General features: G+C 57.8%; 20 protein-coding genes. 12 read left to right on the top strand and 8 right to left on the bottom strand.

Annotated elements, in window-relative coordinates:
- Nucleotides 1-50 precede the first annotated feature (50 nt).
- From creC to SCARR_RS28400, 4 genes are read right to left on the bottom strand one after another with little or no spacing between them, the layout of a single operon-like run.
- A complete protein-coding gene (creC, locus tag SCARR_RS22930) occupies nt 51-1,481 on the bottom strand; it encodes a two-component system sensor histidine kinase CreC (protein ID WP_136064055.1) in 1,431 nt (476 codons plus the stop codon).
- Nucleotides 1,478-2,173, bottom strand: a complete 696-nt coding sequence (gene creB, locus SCARR_RS22925) for a two-component system response regulator CreB (RefSeq protein ID WP_136064053.1) — start codon at nt 2,171-2,173, stop codon at nt 1,478-1,480. Before creB ends, creC begins: the two co-directional genes overlap by 4 nt.
- Nucleotides 2,173-4,809: an alanine--tRNA ligase gene (alaS, locus tag SCARR_RS22920; RefSeq protein ID WP_136064051.1), complete on the bottom strand. Its 2,637-nt coding sequence runs from the start codon at nt 4,807-4,809 to the stop codon at nt 2,173-2,175. The genes creB and alaS overlap by 1 nt, the downstream gene beginning before the upstream one ends.
- A gap of 32 nt (nt 4,810-4,841) precedes the next feature.
- The gene (locus tag SCARR_RS28400; protein ID WP_168433546.1) at nt 4,842-5,015 is read right to left on the bottom strand and encodes a gamma-glutamylcyclotransferase family protein; all 174 of its coding nucleotides are present in this window, start codon (nt 5,013-5,015) and stop codon (nt 4,842-4,844) included.
- Between the two features lie 117 nt (nt 5,016-5,132).
- Here SCARR_RS28400 and SCARR_RS22915 point away from each other — a divergent pair, with 117 nt between their 5' ends.
- The 4 genes from SCARR_RS22915 to SCARR_RS28685 all read left to right on the top strand — a co-directional run bounded on the left by SCARR_RS22915 (nt 5,133) and on the right by SCARR_RS28685 (nt 8,648).
- Nucleotides 5,133-5,516 carry an NFACT RNA binding domain-containing protein gene (locus SCARR_RS22915; RefSeq protein WP_136064049.1) on the top strand — a complete coding sequence of 128 codons (384 nt, stop codon included), beginning with the start codon at nt 5,133-5,135 and terminating at the stop codon, nt 5,514-5,516.
- 66 nt (nt 5,517-5,582) lie between these two features.
- The gene (locus SCARR_RS22910) at nt 5,583-6,032 is read left to right on the top strand and encodes a MarR family winged helix-turn-helix transcriptional regulator (RefSeq protein WP_136064047.1); all 450 of its coding nucleotides are present in this window, start codon (nt 5,583-5,585) and stop codon (nt 6,030-6,032) included.
- A 52-nt stretch (nt 6,033-6,084) separates the two neighbouring features.
- A complete protein-coding gene (locus tag SCARR_RS22905) occupies nt 6,085-7,860 on the top strand; it encodes an alkyl sulfatase dimerization domain-containing protein (RefSeq protein ID WP_136064046.1) in 1,776 nt (591 codons plus the stop codon).
- Nucleotides 7,861-7,973: 113 nt separating this feature from the next.
- The gene (locus SCARR_RS28685; protein WP_222846417.1) at nt 7,974-8,648 is read left to right on the top strand and encodes a 4Fe-4S binding protein; all 675 of its coding nucleotides are present in this window, start codon (nt 7,974-7,976) and stop codon (nt 8,646-8,648) included.
- Nucleotides 8,649-9,144: 496 nt separating this feature from the next.
- Here SCARR_RS28685 and SCARR_RS28395 read toward each other — a convergent pair whose 3' ends face one another.
- On the bottom strand, nt 9,145-9,297 hold the full coding sequence (locus tag SCARR_RS28395) for a hypothetical protein (protein ID WP_168433545.1): 153 nt from the start codon (nt 9,295-9,297) through the stop codon (nt 9,145-9,147).
- 274 nt (nt 9,298-9,571) lie between these two features.
- Entirely contained in the window at nt 9,572-9,955 is a 384-nt protein-coding gene (locus SCARR_RS22895) for a hypothetical protein (protein ID WP_136064044.1), read from the bottom strand.
- A 185-nt stretch (nt 9,956-10,140) separates the two neighbouring features.
- On the opposite strand from SCARR_RS22895, the gene SCARR_RS22890 reads away from it, so the two are divergent.
- Entirely contained in the window at nt 10,141-10,677 is a 537-nt protein-coding gene (locus SCARR_RS22890; RefSeq protein ID WP_136064042.1) for a hypothetical protein, read from the top strand.
- 17 nt (nt 10,678-10,694) lie between these two features.
- On the opposite strand, the gene SCARR_RS28390 is transcribed toward SCARR_RS22890, so the two are convergent.
- A complete protein-coding gene (locus tag SCARR_RS28390) occupies nt 10,695-10,868 on the bottom strand; it encodes a hypothetical protein (RefSeq protein WP_168433544.1) in 174 nt (57 codons plus the stop codon).
- A 189-nt stretch (nt 10,869-11,057) separates the two neighbouring features.
- Here SCARR_RS28390 and SCARR_RS22885 point away from each other — a divergent pair, with 189 nt between their 5' ends.
- The gene (locus tag SCARR_RS22885) at nt 11,058-12,680 is read left to right on the top strand and encodes an aspartate:alanine exchanger family transporter (RefSeq protein WP_222846416.1); all 1,623 of its coding nucleotides are present in this window, start codon (nt 11,058-11,060) and stop codon (nt 12,678-12,680) included.
- Between the two features lie 146 nt (nt 12,681-12,826).
- Here SCARR_RS22885 and SCARR_RS22880 read toward each other — a convergent pair whose 3' ends face one another.
- Nucleotides 12,827-14,488, bottom strand: a complete 1,662-nt coding sequence (locus SCARR_RS22880; RefSeq protein WP_136064040.1) for a tetratricopeptide repeat protein — start codon at nt 14,486-14,488, stop codon at nt 12,827-12,829.
- A gap of 179 nt (nt 14,489-14,667) precedes the next feature.
- On the opposite strand from SCARR_RS22880, the gene SCARR_RS22875 reads away from it, so the two are divergent.
- Genes SCARR_RS22875 through SCARR_RS22850 form a run of 6 tightly spaced genes read left to right on the top strand, consistent with a single transcriptional unit; the run spans nt 14,668 to nt 20,522 of the window.
- Complete coding sequence (locus SCARR_RS22875; protein WP_136064038.1) at nt 14,668-15,627, top strand: agmatine deiminase family protein; 960 nt, start codon at nt 14,668-14,670, stop codon at nt 15,625-15,627.
- The gene (locus SCARR_RS22870) at nt 15,624-16,511 is read left to right on the top strand and encodes a carbon-nitrogen hydrolase (RefSeq protein WP_136064036.1); all 888 of its coding nucleotides are present in this window, start codon (nt 15,624-15,626) and stop codon (nt 16,509-16,511) included. The genes SCARR_RS22875 and SCARR_RS22870 overlap by 4 nt, the downstream gene beginning before the upstream one ends.
- A gap of 33 nt (nt 16,512-16,544) precedes the next feature.
- Nucleotides 16,545-17,246, top strand: coding sequence for a 3-keto-disaccharide hydrolase (locus SCARR_RS22865; protein WP_136064035.1), 702 nt, complete (start codon nt 16,545-16,547; stop codon nt 17,244-17,246).
- 24 nt (nt 17,247-17,270) lie between these two features.
- Entirely contained in the window at nt 17,271-18,044 is a 774-nt protein-coding gene (locus SCARR_RS22860) for an NIPSNAP family protein (RefSeq protein ID WP_136064033.1), read from the top strand.
- Between the two features lie 26 nt (nt 18,045-18,070).
- Entirely contained in the window at nt 18,071-19,246 is a 1,176-nt protein-coding gene (locus SCARR_RS22855; RefSeq protein WP_246044520.1) for an MGDG synthase family glycosyltransferase, read from the top strand.
- Nucleotides 19,247-19,250: 4 nt separating this feature from the next.
- The gene (locus tag SCARR_RS22850) at nt 19,251-20,522 is read left to right on the top strand and encodes a glycoside hydrolase family 1 protein (protein WP_168433543.1); all 1,272 of its coding nucleotides are present in this window, start codon (nt 19,251-19,253) and stop codon (nt 20,520-20,522) included.
- Nucleotides 20,523-20,640: the final 118 nt, after the last annotated feature.

Raw genomic sequence — 20,640 nt, 5'->3', positions numbered from 1 at the left:
ACGCAGATGAAACGGGTATGAAGTCTATGTGAAATGGAGGTGAAAACGGCTCAGACGGGAAAAGAGAGCGTCGCTTCCACGCCACCCGACGGGCGGTTGGCCAGCACGACGTCGCCGCCGTGCAGGCGGGCGATCTGCCGCACAAAGTTGAGGCCGAGCCCGGAACTCTTCTTGCCGGACTCCGGGCGCGACAGGGAATAGAAGCGGTCGAAGATCCGGTCCAGCGCATACTCGGGAATGCCCGTACCTTCGTCGCAAACAGCGATGCGGATTTCGGTTCCGGCCGTTTCGGCATGGAGTTCAATCACACCGCCGCACTCCGAAAAATCGACGGCGTTCTGCGTCAGGTTCATGACGGCCTGCCGCAGCAGGAAATATTCGCCATACAACTCCAGCCCCGGCACCACGGAGCGGCGGAGCGTGATGCCCTTGGCCTGCAGCACCGGCGCGAGGCCGCCCGCCACATCGTCGAGCAGACCCTGAACATCGACCGGTTCGGCCCGCACCAGCCCTTTGCGTTTTTCAATGGAGGCCAGCGCCAGCATGCGATCGACCAGCCCGTGCATGCGCTTCGATTCGTTGCGGATATTCTGAAGAAAGAGGGCGCGCTGCTCCGGAGTCATGTCTTCATCGAGCAGCTCCGCCGCCCCCTGGATGGCGGCGAGCGGGCTCTTCATTTCGTGCGTCAGCGACTGGACATATTCTTCGACGTACTGCTTGCCTTCGAGCGCATCGCGCATTTCCTCAAAGGCATTGGCGAGTTCGCTCATTTCGCCGCCATGGCCCAGCACCGGGCGGGTAACCTTGCGGCCGTCGCGTATGTTGCGGGCGTAATCGGTCAAGATCCGGATGGGATGGATGATCCACAGCGAAACGGGAATGAGCAACAGCAGGATCGCGGTGAATGCGATGAGCGACGAGACGACCAAGCGCACGCGGGCCTGCCGCATGAACGGCGTAATGCTGCTGACGGGCTTGCCGACTGATACCGCGCCCGCGATTTCACCATCGACCCACACCGGCGCCGCCACGTAGAAGTGGAAACTGTCCGGCACGCCCGCTTCCTCGTAGCTTGCACGCGCGCCGTATTTCCCTTGCAGCGCCAGGCGGGTGTCGCGCCACTCGTATTGCGTTCCTTCGGCATCGCTTCCACGCGAGTCGTAGAGCACCCGTCGTTCCCGATCCACCACCACGACGCGTAGATTCATGTTCGTCTTCGTGAATCCGTAAATCTGCGCATCCAGCGTCCGCGCCACGGCTTCGGAGATCGACTTGCCGAAAGTCGGATCGATGTGAATGCCGCGTCCGTCGGTCTGCTGCGCGATCTGGGCGGCCAGAATCACCGACGTGTCCACCAGCGATTCCTCCATCGTGATGAAATAATGCAGCCGCACGTCCTGCACAATCCAGTCGACCAGCCAGTACACCCCGATCGACATCAGCAGGGCGGCGGTGATAAACAGGCGGTTTCGGATCTTCACCGGTCGACCTTCAGGCAGTAGCCCCAGCCACGGCGCGTCTGGAGGCAGTCGGACTCTGGATCGATCTGCCGCAGCTTGGCGCGCAGCGTTTTGATGTGCGTATCAACCGTGCGGTCGCAGCTGGCGTCCGGCTCCTCCCACGCGTGGGTCATTAGCTGGTCGCGCGAAAAGACCTGGCCGGGATGGCCGATCAGCAGTTCGAGCATACGGAACTCGTAGCGCGCCAGATCGAGCGGGCGGCCTTCGTAGAATATGGTTTTGCGGGTTTGATCGATGGAAAAAAGCGGCGTAGCTCCGGGCTTTGGCTCCGTGCCGCCCGTGCGTCGCAGAACGGCGCGGATCCGTGCGGTCAGTTCGCGCGGGCTGAACGGCTTTGTAACGTAGTCGTCGGCACCGAGCTCCAGCCCGACAATACGATCAACCTCTTCCTGGCGGGCGGTCAGGAAAATGATGGGAACGTTGGAGGTCGCCCGGATGCGGCGGCAGACATCGAACCCATTGGCATCCGGCAGGCCGACATCAAGCACGATTAGATCGACCGAGCGAGTATCAAGAATATCCTGCACTTCACCGGCGGTTCCAACGACCACCGGCACCATGCTTTCCGTGCTCACCGCAAAGGCGATGTTGTCTGCGATCGCCGGCTCGTCCTCGATAATCAGGATGGTCTTCTGGCCCGCCGGGAGGTTCATCAGCCGTGCATCTCGTTGAGGATGCCGGTCACCGCTGCGATGGCTTCGGCGACCTTTGTTCCGTCTTTGCCGCCGGCCTGTGCTTTGTCGGGTTTCCCTCCTCCGCCGCCGCCGGCGATTTTTGCGACCGCGCCGATAAGTTTGCCGGCGTGAACGCCTTTGGCTACGAGGTCATCGGAGACACTGGCTGCGAGGCAGGCCTTCCCTTCGCTAGCGCTACCAAGCACAATGACGGCGCTTTCAATTTTCTGGCGCAGACGGTCGAGCACCTGACGAAGCGCATCCATCGGCATTTCGCCGAGATCCGCCGCTAGGATCTGAAAGCCAGCAACCTGTTCAACCTGATCGGCCAGACCGTCGACATTAGAAACCGCAGCCTTCATTTGCAGTTCTTTGAGTTGCTTTTCAGCGGCCTTGGCCTGCTCGGCCATCGCTTTGATGCGCTCGGGCAGATCGGCCGGCTTGACGCTGAGGCTCTGGCTGATGTTCGAGAGCAGCTCGTGCTCTTCGGCCGTCCATGCCAATGCTTCCATTCCGGTTACGGCTTCGATGCGCCGGACGCCGGCAGCAACGGACGATTCGGAAACAATGCGGAACTGGCCGATATCGCCGGTGGCTTCCACATGGGTGCCACCGCAGAGTTCCTTGCTGAAATTGCCTACGTTGACGACGCGGACGGTTTCGCCATACTTATCGTCGAATACGGCTTGGATGTCGCCGGACTTCTGCACGTCGGCCAGCGACATTTCGAGGGTTTCGAGCGGCGTGTTCCGCAGGATCTGGTGGTTGACCACCTGCTCGATTTTTCGGAGCTGCTCGGGCTTGATGGCCTCGAAATAGTTAAAGTCGAAGCGAAGATAGTCGGATGCCACCATCGAGCCGGCCTGCTTGATCGAGCCATCGACCACTTCGCGCAGCGCGGCGTTGAGCAGATGGGTCGAGGTATGGTTGCGGCGGATTTGGCCGCGGCGGTAGCGGTCGACTGAAGCCAAAACCGGTTCGCCCTTTTTCGCCGCGCCAAAGGTCATTTCGCCGATGTGCAGGATAATGCCGTCCGGAGTCTTCTGCGTGTCGGTTACCTTGAAGCCGAAGTCGTTGCCTTTGATTTCGCCGTGGTCGCCCTGCTGTCCGCCGGACTCGGGATAGAACGGGGTTTCCTTCAGCATAATCGCGCCGGATTCGAGCACTTCAACAATCTCGGTTTCGCACTTGGTGAATTCATAGCCGACAAACTCGGAGGCATCCACGTCGAGGTTTTCGTCTTCGACGAGTACGACCGACTTTTTGTTGGCGTGGTCCGCGCGGGCCTGCTTGCGCTGCTCGTTCATCAGCTTTTCGAAGCCTTCGGCATCGACGGCAATGCCGCGCTCGCGCGCCATCACTTCGGTGAGGTCGAGCGGGAAGCCGAAGGTGTCGTACAGCTTGAACGCGTCCTCGGCCGGGAACGTCTTTCCGGTCAGGCCGGAAGCCACTTGATCGAACAGCACAATGCCGCGGTCGAGGGTGCGGTTGAAGGAGTCTTCTTCTGCTTTGAGGATTTTCTTTACGCGGTCTTGGTTGTTGCGCAGCTCGGGAAAGACGTCGCCGTAGGTTTCGGCGATAATGTCGGTGAGCTTGTAGAAGAAGGGATCCTTGAAGCCGAGAATGCGCCCGGTGCGGACCGCACGGCGCAGGATGCGGCGCAGCACGTAGCCGCGGCCTTCGTTGGACGGAATGATGCCGTCGGCAATCGAGAAAGCCAGGCAGCGGATGTGGTCGGCGATGACGCGGAAAGCAATATCAACCGGATCGGTCATGGCGCTGCCGTAGGTTTTGCCGCTCATTTCTTCCAATGTTCGGAAGATCGGCGAGAACACGTCGGTTTCGTAGTTGGAGATGACTCCGGAAAAATCGGTAAAGTTCTTGGTACACTGGATGATCGAGCAGGCGCGTTCGAAGCCCATGCCGGTATCGACGTGCTTGGCCGGAAGCGGCGCGAAGGTGCCGTCGGCATTGGCGTTGAACTGGATGAAGACGAGGTTCCAGATTTCGATGCAGTCGGCGCTGTCGGCATTCACCATTCCGGGGCCGCAGTTTCCTTCGGGGGTGAGATCGACATGCAACTCGGAGCAGGGGCCGCAGGGGCCGGTGTCGCCCATCTGCCAGAAGTTGTCTTTGCGGTTGCCGGGCACGACCTGCTCGGCCGGCAGATAGCGGAGCCAGAACTCTTTGGCTTCGAGGTCGGCCTCCGACTTTTCGTCGCCGCCGAAGTAGGTGGCGTAGAGGCGCTCTTTCGGAAAGCCCCAGACATCGGTGATCAGCTCCCAGGCCCAGTCGATGGCCTCTTTTTTGAAGTAGTCGCCAAACGACCAGTTGCCGAGCATTTCGAAAAAGGTGTGATGGTAGGTATCGGCGCCTACGTCCTCGAGGTCGTTGTGCTTGCCCCCGGCGCGGATGCACTTCTGGGTGTCGGCGGCGCGGCCCGGCGTGTAGGGGCAGTTGGCCTGGCCGAGGAAGATCGGCACAAACTGGTTCATGCCGGCGTTGGTGAACAGCAGATTCGGCGCGTCGGGGAGCAGGCTGCCCGATTTTACAATGGTGTGCTGCTTCGATTCAAAAAAATCGAAAAACGATTGGCGAATTTCTTTTGATGTCATAGCGATCTTCCTCATTCCGCCTAAAGGCGGGACTACAAACCTTTTCGCCGACTTCCAATCAGCAGAAAACAAGCGGGGTTTATACTGATAACGGATTGCCGATGCAAGTCAGCAAGCAAGGCCGGCTCGCCGGCGAGCCGTCGCCCCATCACCGACTCCAGCTCTTCCAGCCACATCAAGGTTCCGTAAGTAAATAGGTTTTTCACCTCGCTCATGGTTATCAGTTAATAGTTATTGGTTAATGGTCGGATTACCCTGTACGTTCTATCTCCGTTCGACAGAAACCCTACATAACGATTAACCATTAACAAATACCCATCGCGATGAAAGACCGAATCATTCAACCTGATTTTTGGCGCTACGAACTTCCCGGCGACTTCGAGGCATTGGCCGGGAAGACCGACGCCGACAACGACCTGCTGAGCTTGAAGGTCGCCAAGGCCAACGACCTGTGGTTCCACGTCCACGGCATGCCCGGCAGCCACGTCATCCTGCGCCATCCCGACGGCAACAAGCCCGACAACGCCACCGTCAAACAGGCAGCAGCCATTGCTGCCTGGCACTCGAAGGCACGCAATGCCGGAACGGTTTCCGTCAACTGCACCAAAGCCAAGCATGTCGGCAAGCCCCGCGGCGCCAAGCCCGGCACCGTTACCATCAAGCGCGAAAAAAACATCAAAGTGCGCCCCGCCCTGCCCGTCGCGTAGCGCTCTGGATCATTTACTAAAAATAACTCTTTGACGTTTGTTCGTGGCCGAACTATATAAGTGTTCATGACAACGAACCCACCCAATACCCAGGGGATCATCGGACAGATCGCACGCATCCGCGAATTGTCCAACCTCTTTATCGAGCTGGAGCTGCGGAATGTGGCGATTGAAGGCATCCTCCCTGCCCACGGATCCATTCTGAATTTCCTTTTCCAGCAGGATGCACCCGTCCCGATGAAAGAGATCGTCGAACGGATCGGCCGTGTAAAATCGACCGTCACGGGAATGATCCATACGCTGGAACAATACGGCTATGTTGAAAAACTCCCCTCCCCGGAAGACGGTCGCGTCGTATTGGTCAAGCTCACAGAAAAAGGCTGTTCCCTCAAACCGCCCTTTAAACAGATCTCTAAAAAGCTGATCGCACGGCTCTATGGAAATATGGCGGTTGAGCAAAAAGATAGTCTGGTGGAATTGCTGACGCAGATCGAAGGAAACCTTCAGCCCATGTAAAAAAATTCAACCGCATTATTTGATCACGAGCATTAAACAAGGAGAATTGAAAATGAAAACCATACTGACAGCAACAGCACTCTGCATTATCGCTTCCATTTCAGGTGCGGAAACTTCCGAAACCGCGGTTTTGAAAAAGCGTACGGCGGAATTTCGCAAAGATGTCGTGCAGGTGGCCGGCAACGTCTACACCGCCACGGGCTACTCCGTACAACCCGTTTCCATGATTGTCGGCGACGACGGCCTCGTGATCGTCGATACCGGACTGGATACCATTTCCGCCCAGGGCGTGCTGGCCGAGTTCCGGAAAATCACCGCCCTGCCGATCAAGGCCATCATTCTGACCCACGGGCACGGCGACCACACCGGCGGGCTGCCCGTCTTTGCAGCGGAGGGATCGCCCGACATTTGGGCGCGCGGAAATTTCGGGGATGAGGGGCATGCCTTCGAATCGGCAGGCCTGACAATTAACCGCAAGCGCGGCGCCCGGCAGGGCGGCTTCCTGCTCCCGCCGGAAAAGCGCATCAACAATGGCGTGGCTCAGGCCTACTATCCCAAGCGCGGCGGCGCGGTCTTCGGAGCCGACAAATCCGTGCAACCGAACAAACACCTGACAGAAGCGCGCAAAACCATTGAATATGCCGGGATCAAAATCGACCTCGTCTCGCTCAACGGCGAAACCAAGGACGCGCTCTATGTCTGGTATCCCGAGCAACGCGTGCTCTTTTCGGGCGACAACTTTTACAAGTCGTGGCCGAACCTCTATCCCATCCGCGGATCGGCCTATCGCGATGTGCAGGCATGGGCGGACAGCGTTGACCAAATGCTGCAGGAAAATCCCGATAAGCTCGTACCCGGCCACACCCGCCCGATTCTCGAAAAGAAACTCGTCACTGAAATGCTCACCAATTACCGCGATGCCATCCGATTCGTCTTCAAAAAAACCATCGAAGGCATGAACCAAGGCATGACGCCGGACGAGCTGGTGGACTATGTGAAACTGCCACGAAAATATTCAAAGAAGGATTCTCTCAAGGAATACTACGGCAACGTTGAATGGGCGGTTCGCTCCATCTTTGCCGGCACGCTCGGCTGGTTCGACGGCAATCCCACCACCCTCTTTTCCCTGCCCGTCAAGGGCGAGTCCGAACGCATGGCCGCGCTCGCCGGCGGACAGGACAAGCTGGAACTGGTCGCTTGCCAAGCATTGGAAAAACAGGATTTCCAATGGGCGGCGCAGCTGTGCGACCACCTCATCTCCCTCGATCCCAAAACCGCAGCACCGAAGCTGATGAAAGCGGTGGCCCTAGAAGGCCTCGCTGAAAACCTGCTCACCGCCACCGGCCGGAACTATTACCTCACCTGTGCTCAGGAACTGCGGAAGGAAGCCGGCCCCGAAAGCAAGGCGATGATGCCCGCAAAAACCGATGAAAAAAGCGAGGCCAACAAAAAGGCGGCACTGGACTTTTTCCAGCTGATCATGGGCGACCGCGACTATGAAGCCGCACGCCAATATGTCGGAGAATATGAGCAGCACGATCCCCGCATCGGCGATGGGTACAACGCATTGGTCGAGGCGCTGGAAACCCTCCCACCCTGGAAAGACCGGCCCCAAACAAAAATCGATTTCAAAAACGTGGCGGCCGATGGAAACCTCGTCTATTTCCAGACCCACAAGGAGATCAAAGCACTGGACGACGGTTCGCCCGCCCGCCGGATCGTCGTCCATGTTTTTCGTTTCAACGACGACGGGAAGATTGATGAACATTGGACGGTGGCGCATTCCGTGAAACTAAAAGACTGTGTCAACAAACACCCGCTGTTTTAACCAAAGGGAAAGCCCCATGAAACGCAGGACTGGAAGAAGGAGCAAAACGGCTGTAAAATCGTTCATGTTCACGATTCCGGAATGCCTGCCACGGGAAAACGCGAGGACTTCTTATGAATCTCGAAACTCTATATGAATATATTGAAAAAATCGGTGTCATGACTTTTTCAACTATCCTGAATAATGAAGTGCATTCACGCAGTGCTCACTTTAATGGCTTTGATGAGGATGGGCTCTATTTCAGAACCATGGCGAACAAACCCTACGGCCGGCAGCTGAAAGAAACCGGAAAATTGACGGTTTGCGGGATATCGGATTCGACGGTTCAGCACACCGAGAACGGCGGCGTCTACTTTCCCCCCAGCTTCACCATCCGCCTCATCGGAGATATCCGTTTTGTCCCGCCTGAAGTCATCATCGAAAAAGCCAAATCAAACGAACTGCTCAAAACCGCCGCCAATGATATCGTCGAATACCCGGCCATGGCGGACGGCAACTTTGTGATGTATCGCGCGAGAGTGGAGATCTACGACGCCGATTTTGAGATGGAGCACCGCGATCATAAGCTGTTGCGAACCCGGTTTTCCTTCGGTGGAGCAACCTTTAATCCGGCCGGCGTCCGCATCACCGATCAATGCATTGAGTGCGGGGCCTGCAAAGAGGCCTGCTCATTTAAGGCCATCGAGGAAGGTTCACCCTATCGTTGTGTTCCAGAGCGATGCGATGATTGTGGCAGCTGCATCCGGGCCTGCCCAGTTGATGCCATCCAGGAGTCGCTCGTCTTTTAGACCTTGTAGAGCAAGCGTCTCGCTTGCTTTACTTTGATCTGCGGAGTTTTTTATGCCGCAACCCATCACGCTCGTTCTATTGGGAATCTACATCCTGCCGATTGTGCTCTCTTCTATTACGTTTGCCAGCGGTCCTTTTCCTCGAGCACGGTTCGGGCAGCGGGGCAAGCGGGACGCCTGCGATACGGCTCCGGGCTTGCGCCGCAGGCATCCCGCCTACTCACCGTGATCTTGGGTGGAGCCGGACCTTGGGAAACAGACCTACTGCTTTGCCGGCATACGAGCACTGACGACCTCTTCAATTCGGTCGAGCGCTTCTGTATTCAGATGCCTCTTCCGGCGGACAAAGTAGATCCCGTCCCTTTTGATCATCATCCCTATTTGCAGGGTTGATCAGCGGGTAAATTCCGGATAAGAGAGGCATTTTCGCCTCCCTTACCGGAAAGAAATGCTTTATATTTCTCGTCAGTCAATCAAAGAGGCATAAAACACATGATTACTGTCGCCTTCCAGCCCGAGCTGCGTCCAGCACTTCCGCACCTTCCGGCTGGCGCTGCGCTACGGCATCCTGATTGGAATCACCGGCACTTCTTTCCGGAAGCTCTCCCGGCAGGTGGCCGACAGTCTGTTGTTCCAGTGGTTTACCCATACGGCTTTCATCGATGGCGTACGCCCTGGCTCAGCCAAAACGCCTCTTTTTCAGGAAACCCCAGCCGATCCCACCTATGATGCCACTCTTTTTACCTTTCTTTAGAAGTGCGGGATCTGTGCGATTTAAAAACTCACTCTGCCGGGACAAGCTCTAAATCAGAATTTTTCCGCACTGCCCGTTCTCCGTCGATGGAAGAATGGAACCGCAGCCCCGCGCCCTCCTTCGGAGAGGCCCACACCACACCCACTGTCTAGATGCGCGATCCCGGGATTTAGGGGTGATGATGCTTTTGGCCGTGCGTGGTCCTGACGGTAAAGCTGGCTCCGAGGATGGCCATAGCGACGAAGATGAGTCCTATGCTGATCCAAGGCGGATTCGGCGACCCGCTGACGTAAAACAAAGGAGCCGCCCCGAGACAGACCCCGCCCGCCAATGTAGTGAAGATGCGAACAAATCCAATGGGAGGATGGAGGGAGCGCAGGAAGAGCGCCACTCCAGGAACGATAATGGCGTACCCCTCCAGCGGATGGCAGTACCGCTCCGTCAAGTAAAACTGAACCATTAAACCGGCGGCCGACAGCAACATTCCGGTCAGCATGGCCGTATAGGTGAATTTATGGAGCTTGTGATGCTCAACTGTATGACCATTGTGCATGATATTCCCCCTGTTCTTGAATTCCCTTATACGTTCTCTACTCCTTATCAATTAAATTTCAAGTCAATTATCTGAGGGGGAACCAGCGAATGAAAGACAATCAGAAAACTTTTCCGGCTTCCCTCACGACCGCAATTTGATAGCTTCCTTCTCCTGTTGGCCGACACGCTCTACAGCGCTTGCCCATGGCCCAAAACAATATGGAACTTTCAATCATCCAGCACAGAGTCGCCGCGATCATGGATGCCGTTATCGGCAACCCTCTGGTCTATATGCCTTTAATCGGCGCGTGGTTCATCACGGAAACGTACTTCATCGTCAACTCCGACGAAGCGCACGGCCACACCTATGTGATGTCCACCGGGATCGCACTGATTTTTACGGCGTATATGATCTCTCCGTTTGCCGTCAAGCATCTTGCGTGGTCGCTGCTGGAACTGCGGACGTTTGTTGTGATGGTGCTGTTCCTTTATGGCGTCTTTCTGGTTTTGTTCGGCATATTGAAGCAGTTCCCCGACCTTCTGGCGGAGTTTTTCGGCGATCCCGGCCACGCGCTTGTACCGAGCATGATGGGCATCCTGTACATCGAGCACAACATCGCCTTCGACTGGGTGACCTTTGCCGTCATTGCAACGCCCGTCATCATCCTCAGCGTGATCAAGATCTTCCGGCGGCTGGTCTACCGGATCTCCAACTACCGGACCAAAAAAGAGGAGGCCTAGGGATGCTATTCAGACCCCTACTCCGCCAGCTTGCGGGTGAGGCGTTCAATCTCGGTCATGGCGGCTTTAAGCACGGACTTGGTGCGCCCCAGCTCGCACTTCATGCCGGAAATCTGAACAAGCGCCACGACGGCGAGGATGGCGGGCGTGCTTACAGCTGAAATCTTCAGCGCGAGAATGATCGTATCCATTGCATCTCCTTACAGTTGTTCAGCCGGCGGTTTCCACTTCCGGCGGGCGATGGAAAACTTGCAGCATATCCCGCAGAGAATACAACAGAAAACGGAACATCCCCTTCTGAAAACAGGTTTGCATGCCCCGTAGGGTTGCGTATAGTTCGCGGTTTCCGGAAATACTTAATCCCTAACCGGTGATTCAACATGGGTCTGGACGCACTGCACAATCTATTATTGAACCAACCGCTGGTGGTGCTGTTTGCACTCATTGCCACCGGCCTGCTGCTGGGCAGCGTGAAAGTGAAGGGCATCAACCTCGGAAGCTCCGGCGTGCTGTTCACGGCCTTGCTTGCCGGGCACCTGGGCTATTCCATTCCGGCCGGCGTCGGCACGCTCGGCCTAGTGCTGTTTGTCTACTGCGTTGGCATCGGCGCGGGCGACCGCTTTTTTGCGTCGCTCGTGCGCGAAGGCACCGCGCTGGCCAAACTCGCCGTACTGATCGTGGTGCTCGGCGCCGCGACGACCTGGATCGGCGCAACGCTGCTCGACATTCCCACCGGATTGGCGACCGGCATCTTTGCCGGCGCGCTGACGAGCACTCCGGCGCTGGCCGCCGCCACCGAAGGCATGGCCATGACCGCCCAAAGCGGCGCGGATGCGGTGAGCATCGGCTACGGCATCGCCTATCCCTTCGGCGTGATCGGCGTGGTGCTTTTTGTTCAGGTGCTCCCGCGCATCCTGAAGATCGATGTCGATGCCATCACCGACAAGCCGGAGAGCCAATGCGGCAACCGGGTGGAAAACGTATTGGTGGAAGTCACCAACCCCAACCTGTACGGACAGCGCATCTCGGAATCGGGCATAACCAACTTTAATGCCTGCCAGATCTGCCGCATCTATTCCGGCGGCAGCCTCGTGCCGCTGCAATACGACAACGCCTTTGAAGAAAACCAGATCCTGCTGCTCGTCGGCCGCAGCTGCGAACTCCAAATCGCCATCGACCTGATCGGCCACCGCAGCGACCGCAAACTGCCACGCGACATCGAAAACGAACGGCAAAGCCTGGTGGTCACTTCTACGGCCTTCATCGGCCAGAAGCTCGGCGATCTGGCGCCGCTCAGACACTATGGCGTGGTCGTAACCAGAATCACCCGTCTGGGGCTAACCTTTGTTCCGAACGCCAACACCGTCATAGAGCGGCACGACCATTTGACCTGCGTCGGCCGCGCGGACGATCTCAAAAAGTTTTCCAGTGCCGTCGGCCACCGCAGCAGCGCGATCGACGCCACCGACCTGCTCTCCCTATCCGTCGGCCTGACGCTCGGCATCATTCTCGGCTTGCTGCCGTTCGGCCTTCCCGGCGGAACGCCGATCACCCTCGGCTTGGCCGGCGGTCCGCTGTTTGTGGCGTTGATCCTTGGGCACTTTGGGAAAATCGGCCCAATCGTCGGCTTTATTCCGCGCCAAACACGCATGCTTTTGCAGGAGCTCGGGCTGGTCTTTTTCTTGGCCAACGCCGGCGTGCGCGGTGGCGGCGCTCTTGTGAGCACGTTGCAAGAACATGGATTTGTGCTCTTCGGCCTCGGCATTTGCGTTTCCGTCCTGCCGCTGATCGTGGCATGGCCCATCGCCACGAAGCATTTCAAAATGAATCCCCTTCAGGCCCTCGGCGGCATTTGCGGCGGCATGACGTCGACCCCGGCCCTCGGCGCGATCACCGACAAGACCGATTCCCAGACGCCGGTCATCAGCTATGTCTCCGCCTACCCCGTCGCGCTCATCTTCATGATCATCATCTCCAAGCTGCTGATCAAGCTGCTCGGCTAGAGCAGATTTCGAAAAACTCTAGCCTGTCGCGGTTTCGTGGCGCGGGCTTTCCTGCCTGCGCGGGGCAGACTGGAAAGTCTGCCCCACACCAAATCAACACAATGCAAGCGGCTACGGTATTTATTGATCTGCTCCAGCGGATGGGATTAATCCGGAGGGACGGCCTGGCCCTGCCTGAAAAGCGCGAGCTCTTTATTGTATCGATCAATATATTGTTCGTAGAACTTGGTATCCCGCATCATTGAAATGGTTTTAAGCATGCTCGTCTCCGCCTCTTTGAATTGGCCGTTGCGGGCGTAGGCATACGCAAGGGTGGCGTAGGCGCCGAACAAGTCCTCTTGCTTAACAACAAACAACTTTGCATGGTGCACCGCCTTTTCGCCATTCCGAAACACAGGGTCCTTACATTTGGCATACAACTCCGCCAATCGCCAGTGCGCATAGTACCCGCCTAGTTCTAAGCTCTTTTCCAGCCACTCAATTCCCGGTTCCACCTGCCACACCGGCTTTTTAATTCCCAAATAGAGGCTCCCGATCGTGTAGGCCGAACGGTCGTCCGGCAGGATCTCGAAGGCCTCCAAATACAGCTCCAATGCCTTCAGTTTATCTTTCTTGACCTCTTTTCCATCCTCGTATTTGCGCGCCTCAATTCTCAGCGCATTGGCTTTGGTCCGGGCGCTGGCCTCGGCAGTAGTTCGCCTTGGCGCCCTGCTTCCGGCAATAGGCGCCGGCGACTCGATCATTCTGCGCACCCGCACGAATTCCGCGGCCGCATCCGGATGCCCCTTCGAATCAGCAATCGCAAAACAATACAGCGACCGCTTCAGCACGCTCTGGCGAAAGCCCTCAACCTTCTGCGCATCAGCATCGGTTCTGACTCTCGACAACATTTCATTCATCCACGCCTCTGACCTCTTGCCCTCGCGGAAACAATCCTCCCGGTCTTTGTGCTCATACTTTTCCCAGACCGAACCAAAAAAAGACACCCGTACTTTGTGGTCTGAGCCCAGCTCAATGCCCGTTTCCTGCGCGATTTGGTAGCATTCAAACGCCGCAACATAATTTGCAGGAACCGCCGTTCCTTCCCAATGCAAATCGCCCATCGCCAACGCCGCCTCGCCGGATCCGACCGCTGCCGCCTTGTTGAACCACTCGAAAGCCAGCCCCATATCCCCGTTATCCCGACACATGCGGCCCAACATAAACATGGCCCAAACCGATCCCTTGTCCGCGGCGCCAACAATCCAATATTCAGAAGCCACGGCCGGCGAGGGTTTCCCCGTGGAATAGAAGGTCAGCTGCTCTTTCAACAGCGGGTTCTGTTTCAGCGAGCCCACGCGTATGGCCGCCGTTTGCGTTTTCATCGCCTGCTCAAAATCAAAATTCCGCGCATGGGCGGCGGCCAAAAGGGCGAGCGCTTCGGCGTCGCGCGGTTTTTTTCGAGCCCCGACCCCCGCGAATTTGACGGCCTTTTCGCCGTCGTGGAACTCGGGATCTTCGCACGAGGCGTAGATGCGGGCGAGACCTGCGCAAGCGGTCAGCGAGTTTTGCTGCACCGCCAGCTCGTACCATTCAATCGCCTTAGCATAATCGACCGCCGTGCCCGTTCCGGTTTCGCAGCAGTGCCCCGCCCCGGCCATGGCCGACGCATTCCCCGCTTCGCCCGCCTCCTTGAAAAGCTCGAAGGCCAGCGCCGGAGTGGTTTCGTAAAGCGCGGTGCCCCGCTTGTAGAGCGCGTCTGCCTGGCCGTCGGCGCCCACCGTCCCCGCCAGCAGCAGCGCTGCTAAGCAACTTGTCCATTTACCCATGATCACCACCCCGCCTGCTCTCCCGTTCCCATGGCCTGGAAACTTTGCGGTACAGCGTGCCAAAAGACTTATGAATACACAAGGATTTCAAGTTGGGCGTTACTCGCCGTCGTGGACTCATACGCACGGTTTGCATTTTGGGCTGGCGTTTTCGGTGCAGGTTGGAAATCCTGCTCGGCATGAATATTCCACAGCGAAGATTACCGGCGGAATGGGAGCCGCAGGATGCCGTGCTGCTGGTTTGGCCGCATGACCAGACGGACTGGCGGCCGATGCTGGCCGAGGCGCAAAAAACCTTCGGAACCATTGCCGAAGCGATTGAACGCTTCCAGCCAGTAATCCGAGTTCAGCCCGATGCATGGAATATTCCGCCGGACGATACGTGGGCGCGCGATTTCGGCCCCATCACCATCGAAGAGGACGGACGGCCCGTGCTGCTCGACTTTACCTTCAACGGCTGGGGCGAAAAGTTTACCGCCGACAAAGACAACGCCGTCACCCGCAGCCTCCACGCCGCCGGCGCATTCGGAACAACCCCGTTGCGGACGGTCGACCTCGTGCTCGAAGGCGGCAGCATCGAGAGCGACGGAGCAGGCACGCTGCTCGCCACCACCGAATGCCTGCTCAATCCCAACCGCAACCCGCACCTTTCAAAAGAGCAGATCGAGGAACAGCTAAAGGCCGAGCTGGGCGCAACCAATATTCTCTGGCTGGAAAACGGATTCCTCGCCGGCGACGACACCGACGCACACATCGACACGCTCGCCCGCCTCTGTCCGGACCAAACCATCGTCTATGTCGCCTGCGACGATCCGGCCGACGAGCACTACGCCCCCCTCAAGGCGATGGAGCGGGAGCTGCAGCAGTTTCACAACTACCGGTTGCTGCCCCTGCCTTGGCCATCCGCAAAATACGATGCCGATGGCGAGCGCCTGCCCGCCACCTATGCCAACTATCTCGTCATCAACGGCGCCGTGCTGGTGCCCGCCTACAACGACCCCGCCGACGCCGGCGCGCTGGAAGTAATTGAAAAAGCATTTCCCGGGCGCGAGATTGTGGGTATAGATTGCAGCACGTTGATTCTGCAGCACGGTTCGCTGCACTGCGTCACCATGCAGATCCCCAAAGGAGTGCTATGAGTAAACTGACCACCGGCCTCGTCCAGCAGTCGTGTTCCGGCGACCGCGTTGCCAACATCGAAAAGAGCATTGCCGGCATCCGCCGCTGCGCGGAACAGGGCGCCAAGCTCGTGGTGCTGCAGGAGCTGCACACCGGGCTCTACTTTTGCGATCAGGAAGACCCTGCCCGCTTTGATTTGGCCGAAACCATTCCCGGTCCGTCCACCGACGTTTTTGGCGCACTGGCCAAGGAGCTCTCCACTGTGATTGTGACCTCGCTGTTTGAAAAGCGCGCGCCGGGGCTCTACCACAACACTGCGGTGGTGCTTGAAGCCGACGGCACTATTGCCGGTAAATACCGCAAGATGCACATTCCCGACGATCCGGGCTACTACGAAAAGTTTTACTTCACCCCCGGCGATCTCGGCTTTAAGCCGATCGCGACCTCGGTCGGCAAACTCGGCGTGCTCGTCTGCTGGGACCAGTGGTATCCCGAAGCCGCCCGCCTCATGGCGCTGGCCGGCGCCGACCTGCTGATCTATCCCACCGCCATCGGCTGGGATCCGGCCGATACGCCCGAGGAACAGGCGCGCCAGCGCGACGCGTGGGTCACCATCCAGCGGTCGCACGCCGTTGCCAACGGCATACCCGTGCTCAGCGCCAACCGCGTTGGAACCGAGCCGGGCGGCGCCGTCTTCTGGGGATCGAGCTTCGTGGCCGGATGCCAAGGCGAGCTGCTCGCCCAGGCCGGTACCGCTGACGAAACGGAAGTCATCGTCGAGCTCGACGCCGCCCGCAGTGAAACCGTCCGGCGCATCTGGCCCTTCCTGCGCGACCGGCGCATCGACGCCTACCACGGCCTGACCCAGCGCCTGCTCGACGAAAACGAGACGCAGGCCACTTGATTGAGACGGATTGAGGGAGTAGGATTTCACGTTATGAAAACAACTTCCTCGATACAACTGGCCGGACTCCTTTTCGGATGCTGCTTCCTGGCATCCTACGCAACCACCGCCAATGATGGATTCGTTCCGCTGTTCAACGGCAAAGACCTAACAGGATGGACGCCGGCGAAGGAAAAACCGGAATCGTTCTCCGTTCAAGACGGTGAACTAATCCTCAAGGGCGGCCGCAGCCATTTGTTCTACACCGGCGACGTGAACGGCGGAACCTTCAAAAACTTTGAACTGCGGTTGCAGGCCAAAACCCTGCCGGGCGCCAACAGCGGTGTTTATTTCCACACCAAATACCAAGACACGGGCTGGCCGAATGCGGGCTACGAATGCCAGGTGAATTCAACCCACAAGGATCCGAAGAAGACCGGAAGCCTCTACGGCGTGGTCAATATTCTTGTGCTCCGCGAAGGCCAGAAGGAGCCGAAAGGCGGCAAGCACATCAAACGCGACGCCGCGCCAAGCACCGACGGCGAATGGTTCGACTACCACATCACCGTGGTCGACAAAAAAATCACCATCCGGGTGAATAGCGAAACAACAGTGGAATACATCGAACCCGAGGGAGGCCCCGGCAATACACAGTTTTCCGAACGCAAGGTTTCCGATGGCACCTTTGCCCTCCAAGCCCACGACCCGAAGAGCGAAGTCCACTACCGCAACATTCGCGTGAAGATTTTGGACTAAACAAAGAAGAACAGGAGCAGTCGAATGATCAACAGAAGAAACTTTGCAGCCGTACTGGCCGTCTCGGCAACGGCAAGCGTGAAAGCGGCTGCCGGAAATCCAAAGCGTGGAACACAGTTCTTCGAACTGAGGCGCTACCTGCTGGATGACGCAACAAAACAAAAAGCGTTGGAAGCCTTCTTCCGGGACGTTGAAATCCCTGCGCTCAATCGCGCTGGCATCGGCTCCGTGGGCGTCTTTAAAGAACTCGAAGGCGACAGCCTTTCGCTCTACATGCTGCTGCCCTTCCCCTCGCTCGAATCCTTTGTTTCGCTCACCGACCGTCTGGCGGTCGATCCAAACTATTTGGCCGACGGCGCCGCCATCCTCAACGCCGACAAAAAAACCGCGCCCTATCTTCGGATTGAAAGTTCGCTGATGGAAGCGTTCGACCGCTTGCCGACGCTGCGGGTTCCCGAAAAGAAAGCGACCCGCGTCTACGAGCTGCGCCAATACGAAAGCGCCAGCTTCACGGCCGCGCAAAACAAGATTGAAATGTTCAACGCCGGCGGCGAGATCGATATCTTTCTCGAAACCGGACTCGATCCCGTCTTCTTCGGAAGATCCCTCTCCGGCGCCAAACTGCCCAACCTGACCTATATGATCTCCTTCGACGACATGGCCGCCCACGACGCCAACTGGGACGCCTTTAAAAAGCACCCCGAGTGGAACCGGATAAAGGCCATCCCGAAATACAAGGGCACCGTCTCAAACATCACGAAAACCTTCCTGAAGGCAACGCCCTACTCGCAGATTTAGAAAAAGGAGATGATCCGATTAAAGTGATGATACTCTATGCCAACGCCGGCAACGGACACCGGCGCGCCGCCGAAGCGCTCGCGGCGGTTTGTGAAAAGGATGAACGGATCAGCGAATACAAGCTGGTCGATGCGCTCGACTATACCAACAAGGTTTTCCAGGAACTCTACGCCAACCTTTATATCGAGGCGGTGAAAAAAGCCCCGTTGCTTTGGTCGATGGCGTTCGACGACTCCGACCAGCCATGGGTCAGGGAAAAGGGCCGCATGCTGATGCACCGTCTCCATAGTCACCCGCTGGCCAAGGAAATCAAAAAATTTCAGCCCGATCTCTGCCTGTGCACCCACTTTATGCCGTCGGACATCATTTCAACCATGCTGCGCGAGGATGATATTCAAACCGATCTGGGCGTCGTGGTGACCGACTATTATGTGCACGCCTCCTGGCTGGAGTCCTTCGTCAACCGCGTCTACGTTGCCAAAGAAGAAAGCCGTGAGCAGCTCGTTCGGCTGAAGTTTCCGCCCAAGCGCGTCAAGACGCTCGGCATCCCGATTGATCCAATGTTTGGAAACCTCGGCGACCGCAACGAGCTCTGCGCCAAACACGGCATTGACCCCGCGCTGCCGATGGTGCTGCTTTCCGCCGGCGCGTTCGGCGTGATGTCCGGCGACGACATGGCGCAGATGCTCAGCGGGATCAGCTCCCCTTGCCATCTGGCCGTCGTTTGCGGAAACAATAAAAAACTCAAGGAGCAGATCGAAAAATATATCGCCGGCAATCCCGCGGAAAACATCACCTACCACATTCTCGGCTTCACAAAAGAAATGCACGAGTGGATGGCGATGGCCTCGCTGTTCATCGGCAAACCGGGCGGACTGAGCACCTCCGAGTGCCTCGCCTGCGGGCTGCCGATGGTGATTTGGAATCCCATTCCCGGCCAGGAGGTCTTCAACTCCATCTACCTGCTCGAAAACGGCGCCGCCATTTCGCCGGATAGCGTTTCGACCCTTTCCTTCCGCATCGACCAATTGTTGAAGAATCCGGAAAAGCTCAAGCGCATGCAGGAGTCCGCCAAGGCGCTGAGCCGCCCGGACGCCGCCCGCGCCATCGTCGACGACGCCATCGAGCACCTCGGCGAAGGCGTTGTCCGGATTCCCACCGGCAAGAAGGGGTTGCGCGACCGGCTGCGCGAAAGGCTCTGACCGCGTGCTTGAATTTCCGGATCAATTTTTATGGGGAAGCGCGGTTTCCGGCCACCAGATTGACGGAGGGAACAAACACTCCGACTGGTGGCACTGGGAGCTCGCAACCGATTCTCAGCCCTTGTCAGGCAAAGCCGTCGACCATTGGAACCGGTTTGAGGAAGACCACGAGCTGCTGGAGGCCATGGGACACCAGGCTTTCCGCTTCGGCATCGAGTGGGCGCGCATCGAACCGCGGCGCGGGGAGTTTGATCCCGAAGCGGTGGAGCACTACCGCCGCATGCTTCAGTCCCTCCGCGACCGCGGCATCAAGATTTGCCTGACGCTCCACCACTGGGTGTTGCCGCAATGGGTCGCCGAGCAAAACGACTGGTGCAACCCCGACACCGTTGATCAATTTTTGAGCTACGTAGAATTTGTGGTTCAAGAATTCGTCGCCTTTCCCGAACTTTGGATTACGTTGAACGAGCCGATGGTGGCGGCGCTTGCCGGAAATATTTCCGGCGATTTCCCCCCGCAGCGCCGCTCGCTGAAGGCCTTCCGGCAAGTGACCCGCAACATGCTGCGCGCACATGCCGGGGCCTATCGCCTGATCCACCAGCACTGCCCCGGCGCCCGCGTCGGCCTTGCCATGGCCTACCCCTATCTGCAGGCGTGGGGCTCGCGCGGACTGGCCGGCTGGTACGAACGCCTCGCTATGCGCATCAGCAAAACCGTCATCTTTCAGGCGTGGGACCGCTCCGTCCACACCGGCCGCTTTCATCCGCTCTTTGGACGTGGAGCCGTCAACGGCCTGCGCGGCTCCATCGACTTTTGCGGCATCAATTATTATTTCCGGGTAACGCCCCGCTTCTCTTGGCGCCGCCCGCGCACCGGGTTTCTGGATCTGGACGCCGTTCCCGAAGGGATCGACACCAACGACTTCAAATGGCAAATCTGGCCGGAAGGCATCCGCCGCACCATCGAAGACGTTTGGGCGCGCTTTAAAAAGCCCATCTTCATCACCGAAAACGGCATCGCCGACAAAGATGATTCCAAGCGCGGCCGCTACATCGTCGAACATCTGCGCCAAATCCATCAGGCGCAGCAGAACGGCATACCGGTCGACGGCTATTTCCACTGGTCCTTCATCGACAACTTTGAGTGGAAGGAAGGTTTCGAAATGAAGTTTGGCCTAGTCGAAGTCGACCCCGACGACGAGAATCTAACCCGCCACCCCCGCCCAAGCGCAAAGCTCTACTCCCGCATTATCCAGAACAACGGAATCACAGCCTGATTGACATTGATTAAACGGGGAAGAAAAGCCCCCGCTCCGGAGAAGGGGGCTTTCCTTCCCCCTGTTTGCATTGGAATCGGCATTGATCAGATAACCGTTTTCTCCCATCATTCCACCC

Origin of the sequence: Pontiella sulfatireligans (assembly GCF_900890705.1) — a bacterium.
Classification (GTDB): Bacteria; Verrucomicrobiota; Kiritimatiellia; order Kiritimatiellales; family Pontiellaceae; genus Pontiella; species Pontiella sulfatireligans.
Note: the sequence above shows the minus strand (reverse complement) of the source record. Positions and strands in the feature narration are given on the sequence as shown.

Bases quoted from the DNA above. Each gene is read 5' to 3' on its own strand.
- creB (WP_136064053.1), bottom strand. From the start codon at position 2,173: ATGAACCTCCCGGCGGGCCAGAAGACCATCCTGATTATCGAGGACGAG.
- alaS (WP_136064051.1), bottom strand. From the start codon at position 4,809: ATGACATCAAAAGAAATTCGCCAATCGTTTTTCGATTTTTTTGAATCG.
- SCARR_RS22915 (WP_136064049.1), top strand. From the start codon at position 5,133: ATGAAAGACCGAATCATTCAACCTGATTTTTGGCGCTACGAACTTCCC.
- SCARR_RS22910 (WP_136064047.1), top strand. From the start codon at position 5,583: ATGACAACGAACCCACCCAATACCCAGGGGATCATCGGACAGATCGCA.
- SCARR_RS22905 (WP_136064046.1), top strand. From the start codon at position 6,085: ATGAAAACCATACTGACAGCAACAGCACTCTGCATTATCGCTTCCATT.
- SCARR_RS28685 (WP_222846417.1), top strand. From the start codon at position 7,974: ATGAATCTCGAAACTCTATATGAATATATTGAAAAAATCGGTGTCATG.
- SCARR_RS28395 (WP_168433545.1), bottom strand. From the start codon at position 9,297: ATGGGTAAACCACTGGAACAACAGACTGTCGGCCACCTGCCGGGAGAG.
- SCARR_RS22895 (WP_136064044.1), bottom strand. From the start codon at position 9,955: ATGCACAATGGTCATACAGTTGAGCATCACAAGCTCCATAAATTCACC.
- SCARR_RS22890 (WP_136064042.1), top strand. From the start codon at position 10,141: ATGGCCCAAAACAATATGGAACTTTCAATCATCCAGCACAGAGTCGCC.
- SCARR_RS28390 (WP_168433544.1), bottom strand. From the start codon at position 10,868: ATGGATACGATCATTCTCGCGCTGAAGATTTCAGCTGTAAGCACGCCC.
- SCARR_RS22885 (WP_222846416.1), top strand. From the start codon at position 11,058: ATGGGTCTGGACGCACTGCACAATCTATTATTGAACCAACCGCTGGTG.
- SCARR_RS22880 (WP_136064040.1), bottom strand. From the start codon at position 14,488: ATGGGTAAATGGACAAGTTGCTTAGCAGCGCTGCTGCTGGCGGGGACG.
- SCARR_RS22875 (WP_136064038.1), top strand. From the start codon at position 14,668: ATGAATATTCCACAGCGAAGATTACCGGCGGAATGGGAGCCGCAGGAT.
- SCARR_RS22870 (WP_136064036.1), top strand. From the start codon at position 15,624: ATGAGTAAACTGACCACCGGCCTCGTCCAGCAGTCGTGTTCCGGCGAC.
- SCARR_RS22865 (WP_136064035.1), top strand. From the start codon at position 16,545: ATGAAAACAACTTCCTCGATACAACTGGCCGGACTCCTTTTCGGATGC.
- SCARR_RS22860 (WP_136064033.1), top strand. From the start codon at position 17,271: ATGATCAACAGAAGAAACTTTGCAGCCGTACTGGCCGTCTCGGCAACG.
- SCARR_RS22855 (WP_246044520.1), top strand. From the start codon at position 18,071: ATGATACTCTATGCCAACGCCGGCAACGGACACCGGCGCGCCGCCGAA.